The following is a 19,130-nucleotide window of genomic DNA, read 5'->3' as shown; positions in this document are numbered from 1 at the left end:
GACCGGACGTGATGGGCAGCTGGCGGCGGCTCGCGGCGACGCGGGCCCGGGAGCGGTCGGACCAGGGCCCGAGCGGGATCAGCCTCCTCCCGTGGCTGCTCATGGGCGTGGGTGCGTTCTCCCACCTCCTCGGCGGCGAGGCCCCGAACCCCTGGATCGGCGGTATCGGCCTCTTCACCTTCAACACGCTCTACATCGCCATCGTCTTCCGCTCCTTCCACCCGGGCAGCCGGGAGACGCCCCTGACCTGGGGACTCCTCGGCACCCTCGGGGCGCTGACCTTCGCACTCGCCATCGGCTACGGGAGGGAATGGCTGCTGCTGTTCCCGCTGCTCGGCCTCGCGGTCGGGGCGACGGTGCGGCGCGGGAGGCTCCTGCGGTGGATCACCCTCCCGCTGGTCGTCGCGGTGGGGGTGGTGACGTTCTGGCGGGACGGCTGGGACTCCGTCGGCGTCGTGTACGGCACCTTCATCTCGGTGATGGTGACGGCGGCGATCCTCGCCCTGGACGAGACGGTCGGGCAGCTCCGGGCGACCCGGGAGGAACTGGCCAGGGCGGCCGTCGAGAAGGAGCGGCTGCGGTTCTCCCGCGACCTGCACGACCTGCTCGGTCACACGCTCTCGGTGATCGTGGTGAAGTCGGAGGTCGTACGCCGGCTTGCGCCGCGCGACCTCGACGCGGCCCTCGCCCAGGTGGCGGACATCGAGGCGGTGGGCCGGCAGGCGCTCACCGAGATCAGGGAGGCCGTCACCGGCTACCGCGAGGGCAGCCTCGCCACCGAACTGGACCGGGCGCGCGACGCGCTGTCCTCGGCCGGCATCGAACCGGTCGTACGCCGCTCGGGCCCGCTCCTGGAACCGCAGACGGAGGCCCTGCTCAGCTGGGTGGTGCGGGAGTCCACGACGAACGCGGTACGGCACAGCGGCGCGTCCCGCTGCGTGATCGCCCTGGACGGCACCGCCGACCGGGTCCGCCTCACCGTCACCGACGACGGCCGGGGCCCGGTCGCCCGCACACCGGCCACCACCGGCACCCCGGGCAGCGGTCTGCGGGGCCTGCGCGAGCGGGTCGCGGCGGCAGGCGGCACTCTTGACTCGGGACCGGCTCCGCGGGGCGGGTTCCGGGTCACCGCGGAGCTCCCCGCGGAGACCCCCGGCCCGCACGAGTACGAGGGGGAGCCGACGACATGATCCGTCTGCTGCTGGCGGAGGACCAGGGGATGATGCGCGGAGCGCTGGCCCTGCTGCTGGGGATGGAGCCGGACATGGAGGTCGTCGCGCAGGTCGGGCGGGGTGACGAGATCGTGGACGCGGCGCTGCTCGCGCGGCCCGACGTGGCGCTGCTCGACATCGAACTGCCGGGCCGCTCCGGTCTGGACGCGGCGGCGGACCTGCGCACGGAGGCCCCGGACTGCCGGGTCCTGATCCTCACGACCTTCGGTCGCCCCGGGTACCTCCGCCGTGCGATGGAGGCGGGCGCCGCGGGCTTCCTGGTGAAGGACGGCCCCGTGGAGGAACTGGCCGAGTCGATCCGTCAGGTCCTGCGGGGTGAGACGGTGATCGACCCTGCCCTCGCCGCCGCGGCGCTCGGTGCGGGGCCCAACCCGCTGACGGCCCGCGAACGGGACGCCCTTGCGGCCGCGGTGGACGGCGCGACGATCGCGGACATCGCGGCGGCCCTCCACCTGTCGGAGTCGACGGTCCGCAACTACCTGTCGTCGGCGATCGGCAAGACGGGCACGCGCAACCGCATGGAGGCGGTCAGGGCGGCCCGCCGGCAGGGTTGGCTGTAGACCCGGGCGCCTACAGGCCCGCGATCGCCGCCGCCCGCTGGGCCTCGAAGTTCCTCACGTACGCGTCGAAGACCGTCGCGTCCTCGTACTTGAGCAGCGTCTCGTCGTTGTACTTGAGCGCCGTCGTCGTGTAGGTGTGGCTGCCGGTGAAGACGATCTTCTTGTCCACGCCGCCGTTGTACGTGCCCTCGACCAGCAGGTACTTGGTGTGGGAGTCGGAGCCGCCGCGCTTGTCGTTGTCGAGCTGGTGCAGGGTGATGCGGCCCTTGCCCGTCACCGGCCTGGTCAGCCAGTTGGCGACCTGTCCCATGGGCTTGTCGTCGGCCGTCCAGTTGTCGAGCGACCGGTAGACGATCTCGATGTCGCACCCGGCGTCGGCGAGCTCCCACAGCTTCCTGGCCACCTCGGTGCGGGTGATGTGGCCCTGGGCGATGCGGATCTTCGTACGGCCGTCCGCGGTACCGACGCCCGGGGAGTTCCCCGTGCAGGAGTCCGGGGTGCCGACCGGAGCCACCGTCGCGAGGATGTTGACGACCGTGTCGGTGCCGGCCCGCGGGAAGAAGTAGACCTTCGCCTTGCCCGCCTGGGTGTCGTGCGCGTAGTCCGCGACCTGAGGCGTCTGCCCGACGGCGGCCGCCGCCTGGTCGTCGAAGTACCCGGTGTACGCGGCGAACAGTTCCGTGTTGCCGACGACCGTCAGCGCGTCGTTCCACCAGTCGTCGGTGTCCTGGCCCGTGAGGTTCCCGGAGCCCTGCACGACCACGTCGTCGACCGCGATGTCGCCCTTGCCCTTGGTGCGGGAGAACAGGAAGAACTTGTTGTGGTTGACGTTGTCGTACGTGCCGTTCGGGTCCGCCGCCGTGGTGCCCGGGTCCAGCGCCAGGCAGGCCTCCTCCGGCTTGCAGGTCCGCACCCAGGAGCCGGGGCTGCCCGCCGGGTCCGCCAGCCGGGTCTTCAGGGTTTCGAGCCCGGTGGACTTGCTGTCGGCGTCGACGACGACCTGGACGGTGACGCCCCGCTTGTGGGCGTCGCCCAGCTTGTTGGCCAGGTACACGGACTGGAACAGGTACAGGGAGATCCGGATGGACGATCCGGCCTCGGAGCCGTCGACGAGCCCCGCCAGGTGGGAGAGGATCCGCCCCCTGGCGGCGGCGTCGGTGCTGTTGGGGTCGTTGAACACGGGGCCGGTCGTCACGGCCAGGACCGGTTCCGCCGAGGCCGACGGCGCGACGAGGAGGGACGCGCCGACGGCCAGCGCGGTCGCGGCGGTTCTGAACTTGTTCTTGATCGATATCACCCGGGCATTGTCACCCGCGGCGGGCCACCGCCTTGGCCGGCTTCGGGAGCCACAGGAGCATCAGCACCGCCGCCCCGATCAGCACGCCCGTCGCCACCCGGAAGGCCATCGCGTATCCCGGGACCAGGGAGGACGGGTCCGGTGCTCCCGAGGTGACGGCGGGGGTGGCCGCCGCGGCGATCGTCGAGAGGACCGCGAGGCCCAGCGCGCCGCCCATCGTGCGGGAGGTGTTGACCAGGCCCGAGACGAGGCCCGCGTCGGACGGGGCGGCGCTGGCGGTGGCGAGGGCGGCCAGCGGGGTGGTGGCCAGACCGAGGCCGGCCATCATCAGGATGCCGGGGCCCAGGATCGTCCCGAGGAACGTGCCGTCGGCCGTGAGCGTCGACTGCCAGGCGAAGCCCGCCGCCCCGACGAGGGCGCCGATGACGGCGAGGTTCCGGGCGCCGACGGCCGGCATCAGATGCGGGGCCAGCTTGGAGCCCAGGACGACGCTGAGGGAGCTGGGGACCAGGGCGAGACCGGCCTGGAGCGGGGTGTACGCGAGGACGCTCTGCGCGTAGGTGGTCATGAAGAACCACATGCTGAAGGAGCTCGAACCGCACAGCAGGATCGCCACGTTGGCCGCCGACACCGCGCGCGTACGGAAGATGCTCAGCCGCATCAGCGGCTCCGCCGTACGGGCCTCCACCGCCACGAAGACGCCGAGGAGCGTCAGACCGCCGAGGAGCGTGAGCAGGGTCGCGGGGGCCGTCCAGCCCGCCTCCTCGGTCTGGACGATGCCGTACGCGAGGGTGGCGAGCCCCGCGGTGACGAGGACCGCGCCGGGCAGGTCGAGGCGGCGGCCCGCGCCGGTGCGGGACTCGCGGAGCCAGACCAGCGCGCCCGCGAGGACGAGGACGCCGACGGGGACGTTGATGAGCAGGACCCAGCGCCAGGACAGCAGGTCGACGAGGACGCCGCCGACGAAGCCGCCCGCCGCGCCGCCGGCCGCGCCGACCGCCGTCCAGGTGCCGATGGCCCTGGTGCGGGCGGCTCCGGCGGGGACGGCGGCGGTGATCAGGGTCAGGGTGGCGGGCGAGAGGACGGCCGCGCCGAGTCCCTGCACGGCGCGGGCGGCGACGAGTTGCCAGCCCTCCTGGGCGAGGCCGCCCGCGACCGAGGCGGCGGTGAAGAGACCGAGCCCGAGCAGGAACATCGCCTTCCGCCCGTAGAGGTCGGAGGCGCGTCCGCCGAGCAGCATGAAGCCGGCGAAGGCGATGGCGTAGGCGTTGAGGACCCATTGCAGACCGAGCGCCGAGAGTCCGAGGTCTGTCCGCATCGACGGCAGCGCCACGTTCACGACGGAGACGTCGAGGACGACGAGGAACTGGCCCGCGCAGGCGGTCAGGACGACCGCCCAGGCGCGGGGCGTGGGTATGGAAGGGGTGGCGGGGGTCGTCCGTGCGGAGTCGGTCTGCGGCATGAGTGTGATGGTCGCAGACCGCATCCGCCCCGTACATGGGGATAAGGTCCTACGACCTGCGCAGCAGCGTCACCACCGCCGCCCCGCCCAGCCCGATGTTGTGCGCGAGCCCGACCCGCGCCCCCGCCACCTGCCGGGGCCCCGCCTCGCCCCGTAGCTGCCAGACGAGTTCGGCGGCCTGCGCCAGGCCCGTCGCGCCCAGCGGGTGGCCCTTGGAGATGAGGCCGCCCGAGGGGTTCACGACCCAGCGGCCGTCGTACGTCGTCGCGCCGGACTCGACGAGCTTGCCGGAGGCGCCCTCCTCGCACATGCCGAGCGCCTCGTACGTGAGGAGTTCGTTGATGGAGAAGCAGTCGTGCAGCTCGATCACGTCGACGTCCTCGATGCCGAGCCCGGAGCGTTCGAACGCCTGCCGGGCGGCGGCCCGGGACATCGGGCGGCCGACGGCGTCGATGCAGGAGCCCGAGGCGAAGGACTCCTCGGTGTCGGTGGTCATCGCCTGTCCGGCGATCTCCACCGCCCGGTCCCGCAATCCGTGTTCGTCGACGAAGCGCTCGGAGACGACGAGGGCGGCCGCCGCGCCGTCCGAGGTGGGCGAGCACTGGAGCTTGGTGAGCGGCCGGTGGACGGTCTTCGCGGCGAGGATCTCGTCGACCGTGTAGACGTCCTGGAACTGGGCGTTGGGGTTGTTCGCCGAGTGCCGGTGGTTCTTGGCGCCGACGGCCGCGAGCTGCGCCTCGGTCGTCCCGTACCGCTCCATGTGCTCGCGGGCGGCGTTGCCGAAGATCTGTGCGGTGGGCGGGGACGCCTCGAAGCCGTGGCCGGCGGCCATGATCCCGTAGTGCCGGGCGACGGGCGAGGTCGTGAAGTCGCCCGCGCCCGATCCGCCTCCGAGCGCGCCCCGGCTCATCTTCTCGAAGCCGAGGGCGAGGACGCAGTCGGCGATGCCGCCCTCGACGAACTGGCGGGCGACGATGAGGGCGGTGGAGCCGGTCGCGCAGTTGTTGTTGACGTTGTAGACGGGGATGCCGGAGAGCCCGAGTTCGTACACGGCGCGCTGTCCGGCGGTGGAGGCCTGGAAGCAGTAGCCGACGGCCGCCTGCTCCACGCGCGCGTAGGGGACGCCCGCGTCGGCGAGGGCCGCGGTGCCTGCCTCCTTGACCATGTCCCAGTACTGCCAGTCCCGGGTCTCGGGCTTCTCGAACTTGGTCATCCCGACCCCGACGACGTACGCCTTGGTGGTCATCTCGGTTCCCCCTCAGTCTCGCGGCAGGCCGAGCAGCCGCTCGGCGACGACATTGAGCTGTACCTGTGTGGTGCCGCCCGCGATGGTGAGGCAGCGGGACATGAGCAGGCCGTGGACGGCCCGTTCGCCGGGGCCCTCGCGCACGGCGCCTTCGGGGCCGAGGAGTTCGAGGGTGAGTTCGGCGAGTCTCTGCTGGTGGAGGGTCTGGACGAGCTTGCGGACGCTGGCGCCCGCGCCGGGTTCGAGCCCGGACACCTGGAGCAGGGTGGTGCGCAGGCCGATGCACGCGAGCGCGTGCGCCTCGGCGAGCAGGGCGCCGATCCGTACCCGTACGGAGCTGTCGACCCGGTCCGCCCGGGCGATGACGGCTTCGAGGCCGGTGTCGAAGGCGACCTGGTCGGCCATGTGGACGCGTTCGTTGCCGAGGGTGTTGCGGGCGACCCGCCAGCCGTCGTCGACCTCGCCGACGACGGCGTCGGCGGGGAGGATCGCGTCGTCGAACCAGACCTCGTTGAAGAGGGACTCCCCGGTGATCTCCTTGAGCGGCCGGATGTCGATCCCGGGGGTGTTCCGCATGTCGACGAGGAAGTAGGTGAGGCCCTTGTGCTTGGGGGCGGCCGGGTCGGTACGGGCGAGCAGGATGCCGTGGTGGGCCCACTGGGCGGCGCTCGTCCACACCTTCTGGCCGTTGATCCGCCAGCGGCCGTCCTCGGTGCGCTCGGCGCGGGTACGGAGGGAGGCGAGGTCGGAGCCGGCCCCGGGCTCGGAGAAGAGCTGGCACCAGAGGCGCTCGCCGCGCAGGGTCGGACCGAGGTGTTCGGCCTGCTGGGCCGGGGTGCCGTGGGCGAGGAGGGACGGCACGACCCAGGTGGCGATGCCGAGCCCGGCGACGGTGATCCCGGCCTCGTCCAGTTCGCGCTGGACGACGAGCTGCTGGAGGGGGCCGGCGCCGAGACCGTACGGCTCCGGGAGGTGCGGGGCGGCGTAGCCGGTGGGGGCGAGGGCGCGGCGGGCGGCGGCGGGGTCGAGACCGGCGGCGTGGGCGACGGCCTCACGGGCGGCCGCGCGGTACGGGGCGGCCTCGGGCGGCAGGTCGAGGCGGAGGCCGCGCCGGACGCCGGTGGCGGCGTGCCGGAGGGCGGCGAGCCGGTGCCGGTCGCCGGTGCCGAGGAGCTGGCGGGCGACGAGGGCGCGGCGGAGCAGCAGGTGGGCGTCGTGCTCCCAGGTGAACCCGGTGCCGCCGAGGATCTGGATGCAGTCCTTGGCACAGGTGAACGCGGTGTCGAGGGCGGTGGCGGCGGCGAGCGCGGCGGTGAGGGAGCGGGCCTCGTCGTCCCCGGCCCTGGCGGCGTCCCAGGTGAGGGCGCGGGCCTGTTCGAGCCGTACGAGCATGTCGGCGCAGAGGTGTTTGACGCCCTGGAACCGTCCGATGGGGCTGCCGAACTGTTCGCGGGTACGGGCGTGTTCGGCGGCGGTCTCGACGGCGCGGGCGGCGGTGCCGCAGGCGTCGGCGGCGAAGAGGACGGCGGCGAGGTCGTGGACGAGGGCGGTGTCGAGGGCGAGTTCGCGGGCGGCGGGGACATGGCGGTTTCGGGCGGTGATCTCGGCGGTGGGGCGGGTGGGGTCGGCGCTCTCGTGGGGCCGGACGGCGAGGCCGTCGGTGTCGACGGCGAGCCAGACGGAGCCGTCGGCGGTGGCGGCGCGCAGGATGACGAGATCGGCCTGGGCGCCGCCGAGGACGGGGGGCGCGGCGCCGTCGAGAAGGTAGCCACTGGCGGTACGGACGGCGGTGAGGGTGCCGGGACCGGTGCTGTCCGGACCGGCACCGGCGGCCCCCGGTCCCGTACCGGTCTCGCCGAGTGCCACGGCCCCGATCCGCTCCCCGCGCGCGAGGGCGCCGGCGAGTTCCCCGTCCCCGGCCCGGCGAAGCAGCTCGGCGGCGAGGACGGAGGGCAGATAGGGCCCCGGCAGGAGCGCCCTGGCGGCCTCCTCCACGACCACGACGAGGTCCCCGAGGTCGCCGCCCCCTCCCCCGTGCTCCTCGGGAAGATGAACCCCGAGGAGCCCCTGCCCGGCGGCGGCGTCCCAGTAGGCCGGCCGCCCGGTGGCGGTGTCGGGGACGTCCAGGTGCTTGCGGACCTCCTCGGGCGGTACGGCGCGGTGGAGCCAGCCCCGGACGGATCGGGCGAGCTCCCGCTGTTCGTGCGTGATGGCGATGCCCATGCGCGGCAGACTAGAACACGTTCCATTCTGACGGAAGGTCAGATACGGGATTCGAGGGACCTCCCCCGCGCGCGCGACGAGGCGGGGCAGGGTGTACGACGGCAGTGAATGGCGCTTCCCCGAGTCCGGCTCGCCGGACCTCATGCGCCGCTACGACGAGACCGGGCGTACGTCGATCCTCGGCGGCCTCTGGATCTGGTAGCGGGGCCGGGCCGGCGGGAGCCACCGGCCCGCGCCGGCCACCCTTCGCGACATCACCAGGGCACCACGCCGGCGTCCTCGAAGAACGTGCCGGTCGGGCCGTCGTCGGGCAGGGTCGCGAGTCGGATGGCGATCGCCGCCCCCTGTTCCGGGGTGCGCACGCCGCGGAAGCCGTTGAGGTCGGTCGCGACATAGCCCGGGCAGCCGGCATTGATCAGGATGTTCGTGCCGCTCAGCTCTCGTGCGTACTGGAGGGTGACGGCGTTCAGGAACGTCTTCGACGGCGCGTACGCCACGGCCACCGGACCCGTCGTCTGCTCACCAGCGGTTCCCGACTGCCGGGCGAGGGAGCCGACGCTGCTGGACATGTTCACGATCCGGGGTGAAGCAGAGCGACGCAGCATCGGCAGCATCGCGTTGGTGACGCGGATGACGCCGATCACGTTGGTCTCCACGACCGTCCGGATGGTGGCGGGATCGACCCGGGTGGGCTCCTGCGGCCAACTGCCGGTGACGGCTGCGTTGTTGACGAGCACGTCGAGGCGCCCGGCCTGTTCCTCGATCAGCCGTGCGGCGGCGGTGACGCTCGCGTCGTCGGTGACGTCCAGCGGTACGCCGAACGCGTCGACTCCGGCCGCGCGCAGTCTCTCCACCGCGGCCTCACGGCGCTGATCGTCGCGGGCGCCGACGCCGACGCTCCAGCCGAGGGCGCCCAGGCCCGCGGCGATCTCGTAGCCGATTCCCTTGTTCGCGCCGGTGACCAGCGCAATCGTTCGTTCGCTCATGGGAACCATGCTGCCCCCGGACTCCGGCGGGGGTCCAAGACCGATCGGGTGGGCAGCGATACCGTCCGGGTATCGATCGGGGGTAGCGTGAGCGGATGGAGACCCGGGAACTGCGCTACTTCGTCGCTGTCGCCGAGGAGTTGCACTTCGGGCGGGCCGCGCAGCGGCTCGGGATCGCGCAGCCGCCTTTGTCGCGGGCGATCCAGCAGCTCGAACGCCGGCTCGGGGCGGTACTGCTGGATCGGACCAGCCGCACCGTCGCGCTGACCGAGGCCGGTTCGGTGCTGCTGGCCGAGGGCCGGGCCGCCCTCGACGCGGTCGACACCGCTGAGCGCCGGACCCGCCGCGCAGCCCTTTCCGCGACCGGCGGTCCCGGCCTGGTCCTGGTCACGAAAGCCAGCGCGTCCCGCGAACTGCTGGCGAAACTGCTCGAAACGTACGCCGCCGAACCCGGCGCGGTCCCCGTCGACGTCATCCTGTGCGGCCCGGCCGAGCAGGAACGGCTTCTGCGCGAGGGCCGGGCCGACGTGGCGCTGCTGCACCGGCCGTTCGACTCGGCGGCCGGGTTCCACACCGAGGAACTCGGCACGGAGGGCCAGGTCGTGGTCCTGCCGGCCGGACATCCGCTCACCGCCCGGGCCCATGTGCACATGGCCGACATCGCCGACCTGCCGGGCCTGCCCCTGCCACGCTGGCCCGACGCCGACGGCTCCTACCCGCCCGGCCCCGGCCCGCGGGTCCGCGACCACGCGCAGTTGTTGCAGCTCGTCGCGCTCGGCCGGGCTTGCGCGGTCTCACCGGAGTCGTGCCGAGCCCAACTGCACGGTGACCTCGCCGCCGTGCCCGTGCTGGACGCGCCGAAAGTCACCACCGTGATCGCCTGGCCACCGCACAGTCGGTCCATGGCCGTCGCCGACCTTGTCCGCACCGCGACACGTCTCCCGTAGCTCCCATAGTTCCCACACGCCCGGCCAGGTTCCGCCTGCCGTGGCCCGGCTCCACCGGACCGGCGTTGTCAGTGGTGCCTGCCACGCTGTCGGTACAGCGGAACGACCGAGCACGGAGAGAGCGAGCACGCCATGGGCACCTGGGACATCGGCCCCTTCGACAACGACACCGCCGCCGACTTCTCGTACCGGGTGGACGAGGCCCCGGCGGAGAAGAAGGCCGAGGTGCTGCGTACGGCCTTCCGCGAGGTGATCGAGACCGGCGACGCGTACCTGGACGCGGACCTGGCGGACGAGGCGATCGCCTCGGCGGCCCTCCTCGCCGCCCAGTGCCCCGGCGGCGACCCTGTCACCACCTCGTACGCCCCGAAGGACCCCCTGCCGCCCCTCCCGGCCGACCTGCGCCCGCAGGCCGTGACGGCCCTGGACCGGATCCTCACCGAGCCCTCCGAACTCCTCGAACTCTGGGAGGAGTCGGACGGCGAGGAGTGGAAGGCGGTGGTACGGAAGCTGCGCGCGGTCCTGGACGGAGCGGACACGGGTTCGGGCTCCTGAGGCGCTGACGCGCGCGGCTCTAGTGGTCGTCGTACAGTGCGGCCCGCAGAACGGCGATCAGGTCGTCGCCCGACACCTCGGCCCAGTCGGGAGCGGGTCCCCGGACGCGCCTGACCTCGTAGCGCCCCTCCTCCGGCTCGTGCACCAGGACCTGACGGCTCATCCAGTACATCGGGTCCACCCGCAGCCGGACGGCGCGGTGCGTCATCGTCGGGAACGTGCTCCGCAGCACGTCGTCCGCGTGGAGGCGGCGCAGGAGGGACCGCTGTCCCCGGTAGTACTCGGAGGACAGGAGCGCGGCCCACTGCGCGGCAGTGGGCTCGCCCGCTTCGAGCGCCCTCCTGAACCCGTCGAGCTCCAGGAAGTCGAACCTCGCCTTGAGTTCGTCGAGCGGCACTCCCTCCCGCCACGCCGCGATCGCCTCCACGAGAGTTCCGAGATCGTCCGTGGAACCGATGGTCCAGCCGAAGTCGGGAATGTGGACCCTCAGCCGGAACAGGCGACGCCCCTCGGTCACGGCATCGACCGACAGGTATCCCCGCCTCGTCTCGATGCCGGTGGCTTCGGTGGCCCAGGGCGGCAGCCCGATGTCGCAGCCGCGCTGCTCCGCCGCCTGCCGCAGGGCCGCCGCGAGGCCGTCCGAGGCGGTCACGGCCGGAGATCCTTCATGCACTTCTCGCCTTTCGTTCCTCGGTCCGGTGCCGGTCGGCGCGATGCCGCAGGGCGAGCACGACGCTCGTGACGGTCGCGGCGACGGCGATGAGTGCGAAGGCGAGGAGGCCGGGGTTGACCCACCAGGGGACGACCTCGATGCCGTGGCACACCAGGCTCACGGGCAGCGCGCTGCTGGAGTCCGGGTAGGCCTTGATCCCCACGCCGAACCAGCACGCGTCGTCCGGGAAGAGGAACGGCAGGTACGACAGGCCGTACACGTGCACCGCGCCACCCACGAGATAGGCGAGCCCGGCGACCCAGGCTGCCTTCCTGGCGGGCGAGCGGCGGGGCCGGGGCGGTCGGGGCGGGGGCAGTTCGTCGCCCCGGCGGGCCCGGACCAGCCCGACGTACGTGATCCCCGCCCAGGCCGGCAGGCCGATGGCGAGGATCATCGTCCCTATGAGGGTCGCCATGATCAGCGCCCGCCGACGCGCCCCTCGGCGGCGGCCGCCACGAAGGCCGTGAAGGCGGCGGGGGTGGCGAGGAAGGCGGGGCCTTCGGGGTTCTTGGAGTCACGGACGGCGATGTGGGCGGTGAGGTCGGCGATTTCGATGCAGTTGCCGCCGGTGTCGCCGCTGTACGAGGACTTACGCCAACGCGCGCCCGTCAGGTTCTGGTCGGTCCCCATACTGTTCCTCCATGACGCGGGCGATCAGTGTGGCCGAACCCTCGACCGAGAGCGCAGCGGCCTGCAGGTGATCGTAACGGAGCGAGCCCTCCCTGAACGCGGCTGGATTGGCGGTCATATGCCCCTGCACGAAGTCCTCCGTGTAGACGACGTCGGGGTCGCCCTCGAAGCGCAGGAGGTTGAACTCGCCCATGATCCCGGCATGCGCGCCGGCCGTGAACGGCATGATCTGGATCTTCACCCACTCGCGCTCCTGCATGCGTAACAGGTGGGCGAGTTGGGCCCTCATCACCTCCTTCCCTCCGATCTCCTGACGGAGTACAGCCTCCGTCAGGACGACCCACATCAGAGGAGGAGTCTCCCCACTCAGGATCCTCTGTCGCTCCATTCGGGCGGCGACCCTGCCGTCGAGATCCCCGTCCGTCCTGACGCCGAGAACGGCGCGGGCGTACGCCTCCGTCTGGAGCAGCCCAACGACCAGTTGAGGCTGGAACGAGGAGATGTACGTCGCCCTCGCTTCCATCTCCGCGTATGGCTGGAACCAAGTCGGCAACTGACTCTTCAGCACCAGGCCCACCAGCCGCGAGAACAGCCCACCCGTCATCAACGCCGCATCGAGTTGTTCCGAGAACCGTCTCGTCGGGACCTTCTTCGCCGTCTCGATCTGCCCCACGAGCGAGCCCGTGCAGTACAGGATCTTGCCGAGCTGCGGCTGACTGAGGCCCGCCTCCTCTCTCAGACGGCGGAGTTCCGATCCGTAGTAGTCCAGCGGCGAGGCACTCGGATCCAGGCTGCGGATGTTGACCACGGCGAGGTCACCCCCAAGCTCACGCGGTGAGGCGTTGTGTTCAGTCCGTAGCCGAGCGTAACGAAAGCCGCCCAGTCTGGTGGCATGAATCAGGCAACAGACCTCTACCCTGCGGTACTTGCGACGAGCTACCGCATGCGGTTCACCGTCGGTGAGCACTCCGCGGGTCACATGCGCCGCATCCTCCGCATGTTCCTCACGCGTTGGGAGCTCGACCGGTCGGCCGACTCCGCTGCCCTCGCGCTGACCGAGCTCGTCGCCAACGTCGTCCGGCACGTGCCCGGCCGGCATTGCGCGGTGCTGATCCTGCGGGAGCCGTACGGACTCCGGGTCGAGGTCTCGGACGGGGTGCCCGGGACCGTACACGCGAAGGCGGCTGATCCGCTGGACGCGGGCGGACGGGGGCTGGTCCTGGTGGAGGCCGTGACGGACCGGTGGGGGGTCGACGAGCGGGCCGACGGGAAGACGGTGTGGTTCGAGTGCGACGCGTAGGGCACGATGGGCGCCGTCACTCGCGTACCCGCCAGTAGGAGTCACCATGTCCGAGCCCGCGCCCGAGATCCTCGCCGCCTTCGAGGCCGCCAAGGGCTTCATGCCCGTCGGGGAGGGGCTCGCCCTGTACGCGGCGGCCACCGAGGCCGCGAAGCTCGGGCTGCCGCTCCTGGAGGTCGGCACGTACTGCGGGCGCTCCACCATCCTGCTGGCCGACGTGGCACGGCAGACGGGGACGGTCGCGGTGACCGTGGACCACCACCGGGGCAGCGAGGAGCAGCAGCCGGGGTGGGAGTACCACGACGAGACCGTGGTCGACCCGGAGGTGGGGCTCATGGACACCCTGCCGACGTTCCGGCGGACGCTGCGCAAGGCGGGTCTCGAAGAGCACGTGATCGCCGTGGTCGGGCGGTCGCCGCAGGTCGCGAAGGTGTGGGGCGGGCAGCTCGGGTTCGTGTTCGTCGACGGCGGGCACACCGACGAGCACGCCACCAACGACTACGAGGGCTGGGCCCCGAAGGTCGCCCCCGGCGGCCTGCTGGTCATCCACGACGTCTTCCCGAACCCGGAGGACGGCGGCCAGGCGCCGTACCGGATCTACCTCCGCGCGCTGGAGTCGGGGGACTTCGAGGAGGTCTCGGTCGCGGACTCGCTGCGGGTCCTGCGCCGCCGGGGCTGAGCCGCGGGCCGACAGGTCGGCGGCCGCCCCCTCGGAAGGGGACGGCCGCCGGGCCGATGCGTGCCGAGGGGTCGGAACCCGAGGTCAGGCCCCCGAGGTCAGAACCCCGAGGTCACGTACAGGCAGTTGGTGTAGCTGTAGCCCGGTTCGATCTTCGCCTTGCTCGACTTGGTGTCACCGGCCGTGGACGTGCCCGTGGAGACCCGCTTCTGCAGGAGGTGGTAGTCACCGGCGGGCAGCAGCAGGGTCGCCTTCGGGTACTTCGAGGACGGCCCGGTGCAGGCCTTGATCTTCTTGCCCTGCGAGAAGAGCGGGCCGGGGTACTTGGTGCAGGTCCCGCACGCCTTCAGGGTGACCTTGCCGGTCATCGGACCGGTGTAGAGCAGCTCGACCTCGCCCGGACCGTCGTTGCTCACCACCATGACCATCCGCGTACCGCCGGGCACGTCGGCCGGGGGCAGCTTCCCGCCCGCCGCGGGCTCCTCTTCGGCGATCTCGGCGGCGATGGCGATGGAGCGGGCGTGGGCGGCCTGCGGGCTGCTCGGGTAGTCCTTCGCGTAGGCCGTCATCGTGTCGAGGGCGGCCTTGAAGTCCTTGTCCTTGAACTGGTCCGTCCCGCAGGCGAAGTCGCCCTTCTGGACCGCCGCGTCGGCCTGGTCCGTGGCGCCCTCGAGCGACGGGTCCGTCATGCCGTCGAGGGAGGCACCGATGACGTGCAGCTCTTTGGTGGTGTCGCAGGGGGCGCTGCCCCCTGCGAGGGCGTCCGTCCGGGTCTTGATCGACGCCTCGAAGGCCGGTGCGACCTTCGGCGCGTACGTCGACTTCGGGAAGGTCTTGAGGAGTTCGTTGAAGCTCTCCCTGGGGTCCGGCTCGTAGGTCGCGTTGCCGATCCCGGCCGCCCCGCACTCGTAGAGGGAGTGGGCCAGCGGCTCGTCGGTCTTGGCCGGCCGGGTGCCCAGCAGGTCCTTGTCGGCGGTGGCCGGGAGCCCCCGCAGGTAGGTGAGGCGCGGGATCGCGTCGCAGTACACCTTGTCGGCGTACGGCTTGGAGACCGTCGCGAAGTAGGTGTCGAGGCGCGCGGGGACGAGCTTTCCGGCCCGTGATCCCGCGTGCTCCCTGCCGAGCTTCTCGTACTCGCCGAGCGCCTTGCGGAAGGTCGGTTCGGCCTTGTCGAAGGCGAGGCCGTCGGCCGACTTCACGAGCTCGTCGGCGGCGGCGAGGCGGTCGAGCAGGGCCTGCTCCTTCGCCTCGTCGCGGGCCGCCCCGTACGCGAGCGAGCCTCCCGCGGGCACGGCGAGCAGCACGAGGGCCAGCGGCAGCGCGAGGCGGCGGAAGGACGTGCCGATCCGGAGGGTCGCGCGCAGGCCGCGGCGGGCGCCGTCCGCCGCGACGGCCAGGAGGAAGACGCCGTAGCCGACGAGGAGCCCGACGGGCACGCCGTCGACGTCGGCGGGGAGGGCCAGGAAGAGCAGGGCGGCGGTGGCGATCCAGCAGAGCGCGGCGCCGACCCAGTTGCGCAGGAGGACGTAACCGAGGCCCAGGCAGGAGAGGTTGAGCAGGCCGATCATGGCGGCCTGGGCGCCGTTCGCCGCGCCGGGCGGCTGCGCGGGCGGCTGCCCGCCGTCGCCGGGCGGCGGACCGTACCCGGGAGGGCCGTAACCGGGCGGCGGGCCGTAACCCGGCGGGGCGCCGGGCGGCGGCGGAGGCGTGCCGGCACCGGCCCAGCCGGGCGCGGTGGCGGGACCGGCGGCGGGAGCGGAGCCGGGCACCGCGCCGGGAGCGGGACCGGTGGCCTCGGGGCCGGGCCGGGCCGCCGCGCTCGGGGGCGGGTCGGTCGGCGGTCCGAAGCCCGCCGAGGGCCGCGCCTCCCAGGGCGCGGGGGCCACGGGCGCGGGCGTGGCCGGCGCGCCGGAGTCCGGGGCGGCCCGGTCCGCGGCCGCGGACCGCAGTATCTGGGTCGACGAGTCGAGCGAGCCCGCCTGACCGGGCTGCCCGGGCCGACCCGGCTGGTTCGACTGGTTCGACTGGTTCGACTGGTTCGATCTGTCTAATGCGTCGTCCTGCACAGGCCGGTCCGACGGCTCGGGACGTGCGTCGTTCGGTTCTTCCCCCACCACGGTTCCCCCTCGTGGGTCCATGCGCGGTGACACCCCACCGTCGCCTCTTCCCACCTACCCTTCACGGTTCACTCACACGCGTCCACCGTTCCGCGAAGCGGTGACCAAGCTGCGACGTACCCGCTGCGGGATTTCGCCCCGTACAGGGCCTAGAGTCGCCAGGTGCCGTACGACCACCGGAAGATCACCCGCCGCACCCTCAGCCGCACCCGCAGCCTCGCGCTCGTCCTCGCCGCCACGGGCTGCTGCGCCGTACTCGCCGGCTGCGGGGCCTCGCAGGCCTCGCCGTCGGACGGGAAGCCCACGGAGAGCCCGAAGGCCTCACCCTCGGGCACGGCCGGCGGCGCACCGGGCGAGGCTCCGAGCGGAGCGCCGAGCGGAGCGCCGAGCACCCGGGAGACGGCCCTCTCCCTCGCCGGACGGACCATTGCCCTCGACCCCGGTCACAACTCCGGCAATTTCCGCCATTCCCAGGAAATCAACCAGAAGGTGAACATCGGCACAACCCGCAAGGAGTGCGACACCACGGGCACCTCCACGAACGCGGGATACACCGAGGCCTCCTTCACCCTCGACGTCACCCACCGACTGCGGGACCTCCTCACGGCGCGCGGCGCCAAGGTGGTCCTCACCCACGACGCCGACCGCCCCTGGGGCCCCTGCATCGACGAGCGGGCGAAGATCGGCAACGCGGCCCGTGCCGACGCCGTCGTCTCCGTCCACGCGGACGGCTCCGCCGCCGGCAACCGCGGCTTCCATGTGATCCTGCCCGCACGCGTACGCGAAGGATCCGCCGACACCGCGAAGATCGTCGGCCCCTCGCGCGAGCTCGGCGAGCGGATCGCCGACCGGTTCGCCCGCGCCACCGGAACGGCCCCCGCCAACTACCTCGGTTCCGGTACGGGGTTGGACGTCCGCGACGATCTCGGCGGACTCAATCTCTCAACCGTGCCCAAGGTCTTCGTCGAATGCGGCAATATGCGTGATCCGAAGGACGCAGAGCTGCTCACGTCGGCGACGTGGCGACAGAAGGCCGCCCAGGGGATCGCGGACGGCATCGCCACCTACCTCGAGGGGTAGAACCCGCGGGCGATAGATTCGCTCCGTACGATGGGGCAGCTCCGTGCCATCCCCCGTGCCATGACCTGAGCGCCACCCCGACGCGACGACCCGACGAAGGACTTCTTACGTGAATATCCGCTCCCTCACCCGAGGCGATGGCGTGCTGATCGGTGCAGCGGTGGTGCTGTTCATCGCCTCGTTCCTCGGCATTTCCGGCTGTGACGGGCCTGAAGCGCTCTGCGACCAGATCGAGAACCCGAACTCCTGGGAGGTCTCGTACCTCGGCTGGGGCTCCTTCTTCCTGGGCATCGCCGGTGCCGCGCTCGTCGTCTTCTCCCGCAGCCTGCCGGAGCAGCGCAAGGTGGCCGGCCTGGAGCTCGGCCAGGTCGGTGCCACGTTCACCATCGCCTCCGCGTGGACCCTGCTGATGTGGGTCTTCGAGGCGAACAACGCCGGCGCGGGCCTGATCCTCGGCCTGATCGCCGCCCTGGTGCTCGCCGGTGCGGCCGTCGCCGGACCGATGGTCCCGGCCCTGAAGGCCCCGCTCGTGGGCGCGCCCAAGCCGCAGACCCCGCAGCCGTACGGCATGCAGCCCGGCCAGCCCGGCCCGCAGGGCGTCCCCGGCGGCTACGGCTACCCGGGCGCGCAGCACCCGCCGTACGGCGGTCCGCAGGACCCGTCGCAGGGTGCCGGCCAGCCGTTCGGCGCGCAGGCCGCCGCCCCGCAGCCGCAGGCCCCGCAGCAGCCCGAGCCGCAGGCCCAGGCCCCGCAGGCGGGGCCGGCCGGGGGCTTCGAGCCGTTCTGGTTCGCGGTTCCGGTCGCCCGTCCGCTGTACGCGGAGGACGGCTCGCAGGCGCCGATCGCCGAACTGGCCCCGGGTACCTGGTACCTGGCGGTCGAGCAGCGCGGCGCCACCCTGGTGGCGCAGACGCAGGACGGCCGTCGTGGTGTCCTGCAGGACACCACGGGCATCCAGCGCGGCTGATCCACCACAGCAGCATGACCGACGGCCCCCCGCCCGGAAGCGAATCCCTTCCGGGCGGGGGGCCGTTGACGTACAGTCCCCGCATCCACCCGAACTGACGGAACGTCAGAAAGGATGCGGGGCATGCGACTCGGACTCGCCCTCGGCTACTGGGGCCGCGGCCCCTCCCCCGACCGCCTCGACCTCGCCCGCGAGGCCGAGCGGCTCGGCTACGACTCGGTGTGGACGGCGGAGGCCTGGGGCTCCGACGCCTTCACCGCGCTCACCTGGATCGCCGCCCACACCAGCCGGATCAAGCTGGGCACCGCCGTCGCGCAGATGGCCGCCCGCGCGCCCACGACCACCGCGATGCACGCGCTCACGCTCGACCACCTCTCCGGCGGGCGGGTCATGCTCGGCCTCGGCCTGTCCGGGCCGCAGGTCGTCGAGGGCTGGTACGGGCGCCCCTTCCCCCGCTCCCCGCTGACCGCGACCCGCGAGTACGTGGACGTGGTCCGCCAGGTGCTGCGCCGCGAGGCCCCGGTCCGGCTCGACGGGCGCCACCACTCCCACCCGTACACCGGCTCCGACGGCACCGGCCTCGGCAAGCCCCTCAAGGCGATCACCCACCCGCTCCGGGCCGACCTCCCGATCCTCCTCGGCGCCGAGGGGCCGAAGAACATCGCGCAGACGCTCACGATCGCCGACGGCTGGCTGCCGCTGTACTGGTCCCCCGAGCGCTGGTCCGAGGTGTACGCGCTGCCCGAGCGGCTCCCGGAGGGCTTCCTGGTCGCCCCCATGGTCCGCGCCCAGCTCTGCGACGACGTGACGGCCGGCCTGCTGCCGGTCAAGGCGATGCTCGGCTTCTACATCGGCGGCATGGGGCACGCGGCCCGCAACTTCCACGCCGACCTGATGGGGCGGATGGGGTACGAGAAGGAGGCGAGGCGCGTCCAGGAGCTGTTCGCCGCCGGGCGGCGCGAGGAGGCGGTCCTCGCGGTCCCGGACTCCTTCGCGGACGAGATCTCCCTGGTCGGCCCCCGGCGGCGCATCGCCGAACGGCTGGACGCATGGCGGCGGGGCCCGGTGACGGACCTCCTCGTCACGTCACCGGACCCCGAGACCCTCCGCCTGCTCGCGGAGCTCAACACGTAGGGG

The 19,130-nt window shown here is 72.5% G+C and carries 19 protein-coding genes; 9 read left to right on the top strand and 10 right to left on the bottom strand.

The features are described from left to right. The first annotated feature begins 11 nt into the window (after positions 1-11). Positions 12-1,190 (top strand): sensor histidine kinase, encoded by a 1,179-nt coding sequence (locus tag E0F75_RS34725; RefSeq protein ID WP_229315013.1) that lies wholly within the window; start codon positions 12-14, stop codon positions 1,188-1,190. Then, positions 1,187-1,792 carry a response regulator transcription factor gene (locus E0F75_RS34720; RefSeq protein WP_229314960.1) on the top strand — a complete coding sequence of 202 codons (606 nt, stop codon included), beginning with the start codon at positions 1,187-1,189 and terminating at the stop codon, positions 1,790-1,792. The genes E0F75_RS34725 and E0F75_RS34720 overlap by 4 nt, the downstream gene beginning before the upstream one ends. Before the next feature lie 10 nt (positions 1,793-1,802). Here E0F75_RS34720 and E0F75_RS34715 read toward each other — a convergent pair whose 3' ends face one another. The 5 genes from E0F75_RS34715 to E0F75_RS34695 form a co-directional block, all read right to left on the bottom strand. Next, positions 1,803-3,089, bottom strand: coding sequence for a phospholipase D-like domain-containing protein (locus E0F75_RS34715; protein ID WP_229314959.1), 1,287 nt, complete (start codon positions 3,087-3,089; stop codon positions 1,803-1,805). Positions 3,090-3,099: 10 nt separating this feature from the next. Further along, entirely contained in the window at positions 3,100-4,551 is a 1,452-nt protein-coding gene (locus E0F75_RS34710) for an MFS transporter (protein ID WP_229314958.1), read from the bottom strand. 49 nt (positions 4,552-4,600) lie between these two features. Further along, a complete protein-coding gene (locus E0F75_RS34705) occupies positions 4,601-5,797 on the bottom strand; it encodes a lipid-transfer protein (protein WP_229314957.1) in 1,197 nt (398 codons plus the stop codon). 12 nt (positions 5,798-5,809) lie between these two features. Further along, positions 5,810-8,020, bottom strand: coding sequence for an acyl-CoA dehydrogenase (locus E0F75_RS34700; RefSeq protein WP_229314956.1), 2,211 nt, complete (start codon positions 8,018-8,020; stop codon positions 5,810-5,812). 254 nt (positions 8,021-8,274) lie between these two features. After that, positions 8,275-9,006, bottom strand: coding sequence for an SDR family oxidoreductase (locus E0F75_RS34695; protein WP_229314955.1), 732 nt, complete (start codon positions 9,004-9,006; stop codon positions 8,275-8,277). 95 nt (positions 9,007-9,101) lie between these two features. Here E0F75_RS34695 and E0F75_RS34690 point away from each other — a divergent pair, with 95 nt between their 5' ends. Together E0F75_RS34690 and E0F75_RS34685 are read left to right on the top strand one after the other, a co-directional pair. Then, positions 9,102-9,953, top strand: a complete 852-nt coding sequence (locus E0F75_RS34690; RefSeq protein ID WP_229314954.1) for a LysR family transcriptional regulator — start codon at positions 9,102-9,104, stop codon at positions 9,951-9,953. Between the two features lie 132 nt (positions 9,954-10,085). After that, positions 10,086-10,508: a DUF4259 domain-containing protein gene (locus E0F75_RS34685; protein ID WP_229314953.1), complete on the top strand. Its 423-nt coding sequence runs from the start codon at positions 10,086-10,088 to the stop codon at positions 10,506-10,508. Positions 10,509-10,527: 19 nt separating this feature from the next. On the opposite strand, the gene E0F75_RS34680 is transcribed toward E0F75_RS34685, so the two are convergent. From E0F75_RS34680 to E0F75_RS34665, 4 genes are read right to left on the bottom strand one after another with little or no spacing between them, the layout of a single operon-like run. After that, the gene (locus E0F75_RS34680; protein WP_229314952.1) at positions 10,528-11,160 is read right to left on the bottom strand and encodes a hypothetical protein; all 633 of its coding nucleotides are present in this window, start codon (positions 11,158-11,160) and stop codon (positions 10,528-10,530) included. Between the two features lie 13 nt (positions 11,161-11,173). Then, entirely contained in the window at positions 11,174-11,635 is a 462-nt protein-coding gene (locus E0F75_RS34675) for a hypothetical protein (protein WP_229314951.1), read from the bottom strand. A 2-nt stretch (positions 11,636-11,637) separates the two neighbouring features. Then, positions 11,638-11,850, bottom strand: coding sequence for a DUF397 domain-containing protein (locus E0F75_RS34670; protein ID WP_229314950.1), 213 nt, complete (start codon positions 11,848-11,850; stop codon positions 11,638-11,640). Continuing rightward, on the bottom strand, positions 11,810-12,658 hold the full coding sequence (locus E0F75_RS34665; RefSeq protein WP_229314949.1) for a helix-turn-helix transcriptional regulator: 849 nt from the start codon (positions 12,656-12,658) through the stop codon (positions 11,810-11,812). Before E0F75_RS34665 ends, E0F75_RS34670 begins: the two co-directional genes overlap by 41 nt. Before the next feature lie 84 nt (positions 12,659-12,742). On the opposite strand from E0F75_RS34665, the gene E0F75_RS34660 reads away from it, so the two are divergent. Both E0F75_RS34660 and E0F75_RS34655 read left to right on the top strand, forming a co-directional pair. After that, positions 12,743-13,150, top strand: a complete 408-nt coding sequence (locus E0F75_RS34660) for an ATP-binding protein (protein WP_229314948.1) — start codon at positions 12,743-12,745, stop codon at positions 13,148-13,150. Positions 13,151-13,196: 46 nt separating this feature from the next. Then, the gene (locus tag E0F75_RS34655; RefSeq protein ID WP_229314947.1) at positions 13,197-13,829 is read left to right on the top strand and encodes a class I SAM-dependent methyltransferase; all 633 of its coding nucleotides are present in this window, start codon (positions 13,197-13,199) and stop codon (positions 13,827-13,829) included. A 98-nt stretch (positions 13,830-13,927) separates the two neighbouring features. Here the strand turns inward: E0F75_RS34655 and E0F75_RS34650 are convergent, their stop codons facing one another. Next, a complete protein-coding gene (locus tag E0F75_RS34650; protein ID WP_229314946.1) occupies positions 13,928-15,715 on the bottom strand; it encodes a hypothetical protein in 1,788 nt (595 codons plus the stop codon). Between the two features lie 393 nt (positions 15,716-16,108). On the opposite strand from E0F75_RS34650, the gene E0F75_RS34645 reads away from it, so the two are divergent. The 3 genes from E0F75_RS34645 to E0F75_RS34635 all read left to right on the top strand — a co-directional run bounded on the left by E0F75_RS34645 (position 16,109) and on the right by E0F75_RS34635 (position 19,127). Next, positions 16,109-17,026 carry an N-acetylmuramoyl-L-alanine amidase gene (locus tag E0F75_RS34645; protein WP_229314945.1) on the top strand — a complete coding sequence of 306 codons (918 nt, stop codon included), beginning with the start codon at positions 16,109-16,111 and terminating at the stop codon, positions 17,024-17,026. Positions 17,027-17,135: 109 nt separating this feature from the next. Next, positions 17,136-17,993 carry a DUF5336 domain-containing protein gene (locus tag E0F75_RS34640; protein ID WP_229314944.1) on the top strand — a complete coding sequence of 286 codons (858 nt, stop codon included), beginning with the start codon at positions 17,136-17,138 and terminating at the stop codon, positions 17,991-17,993. Positions 17,994-18,116: 123 nt separating this feature from the next. Next, entirely contained in the window at positions 18,117-19,127 is a 1,011-nt protein-coding gene (locus tag E0F75_RS34635; protein WP_229314943.1) for an LLM class F420-dependent oxidoreductase, read from the top strand. Positions 19,128-19,130: the final 3 nt, after the last annotated feature.

Source organism: Streptomyces sp. CB02980, assembly GCF_014451325.2.
Classification (GTDB): Bacteria; Actinomycetota; Actinomycetes; order Streptomycetales; family Streptomycetaceae; genus Streptomyces.
The sequence above is the reverse complement of the archived record's forward strand: the minus strand, read 5'-3'. Positions and strand labels throughout refer to the sequence as shown.

Coding starts and splice junctions, on each gene's coding strand:
- E0F75_RS34725 (WP_229315013.1), top strand. CDS start 12: ATGGGCAGCTGGCGGCGGCTCGCGGCGACGCGGGCCCGGGAGCGGTCG.
- E0F75_RS34720 (WP_229314960.1), top strand. CDS start 1,187: ATGATCCGTCTGCTGCTGGCGGAGGACCAGGGGATGATGCGCGGAGCG.
- E0F75_RS34710 (WP_229314958.1), bottom strand. CDS start 4,551: ATGCCGCAGACCGACTCCGCACGGACGACCCCCGCCACCCCTTCCATA.
- E0F75_RS34705 (WP_229314957.1), bottom strand. CDS start 5,797: ATGACCACCAAGGCGTACGTCGTCGGGGTCGGGATGACCAAGTTCGAG.
- E0F75_RS34700 (WP_229314956.1), bottom strand. CDS start 8,020: ATGGGCATCGCCATCACGCACGAACAGCGGGAGCTCGCCCGATCCGTC.
- E0F75_RS34695 (WP_229314955.1), bottom strand. CDS start 9,006: ATGAGCGAACGAACGATTGCGCTGGTCACCGGCGCGAACAAGGGAATC.
- E0F75_RS34690 (WP_229314954.1), top strand. CDS start 9,102: ATGGAGACCCGGGAACTGCGCTACTTCGTCGCTGTCGCCGAGGAGTTG.
- E0F75_RS34685 (WP_229314953.1), top strand. CDS start 10,086: ATGGGCACCTGGGACATCGGCCCCTTCGACAACGACACCGCCGCCGAC.
- E0F75_RS34675 (WP_229314951.1), bottom strand. CDS start 11,635: ATGGCGACCCTCATAGGGACGATGATCCTCGCCATCGGCCTGCCGGCC.
- E0F75_RS34670 (WP_229314950.1), bottom strand. CDS start 11,850: ATGGGGACCGACCAGAACCTGACGGGCGCGCGTTGGCGTAAGTCCTCG.
- E0F75_RS34660 (WP_229314948.1), top strand. CDS start 12,743: ATGAATCAGGCAACAGACCTCTACCCTGCGGTACTTGCGACGAGCTAC.
- E0F75_RS34655 (WP_229314947.1), top strand. CDS start 13,197: ATGTCCGAGCCCGCGCCCGAGATCCTCGCCGCCTTCGAGGCCGCCAAG.
- E0F75_RS34635 (WP_229314943.1), top strand. CDS start 18,117: ATGCGACTCGGACTCGCCCTCGGCTACTGGGGCCGCGGCCCCTCCCCC.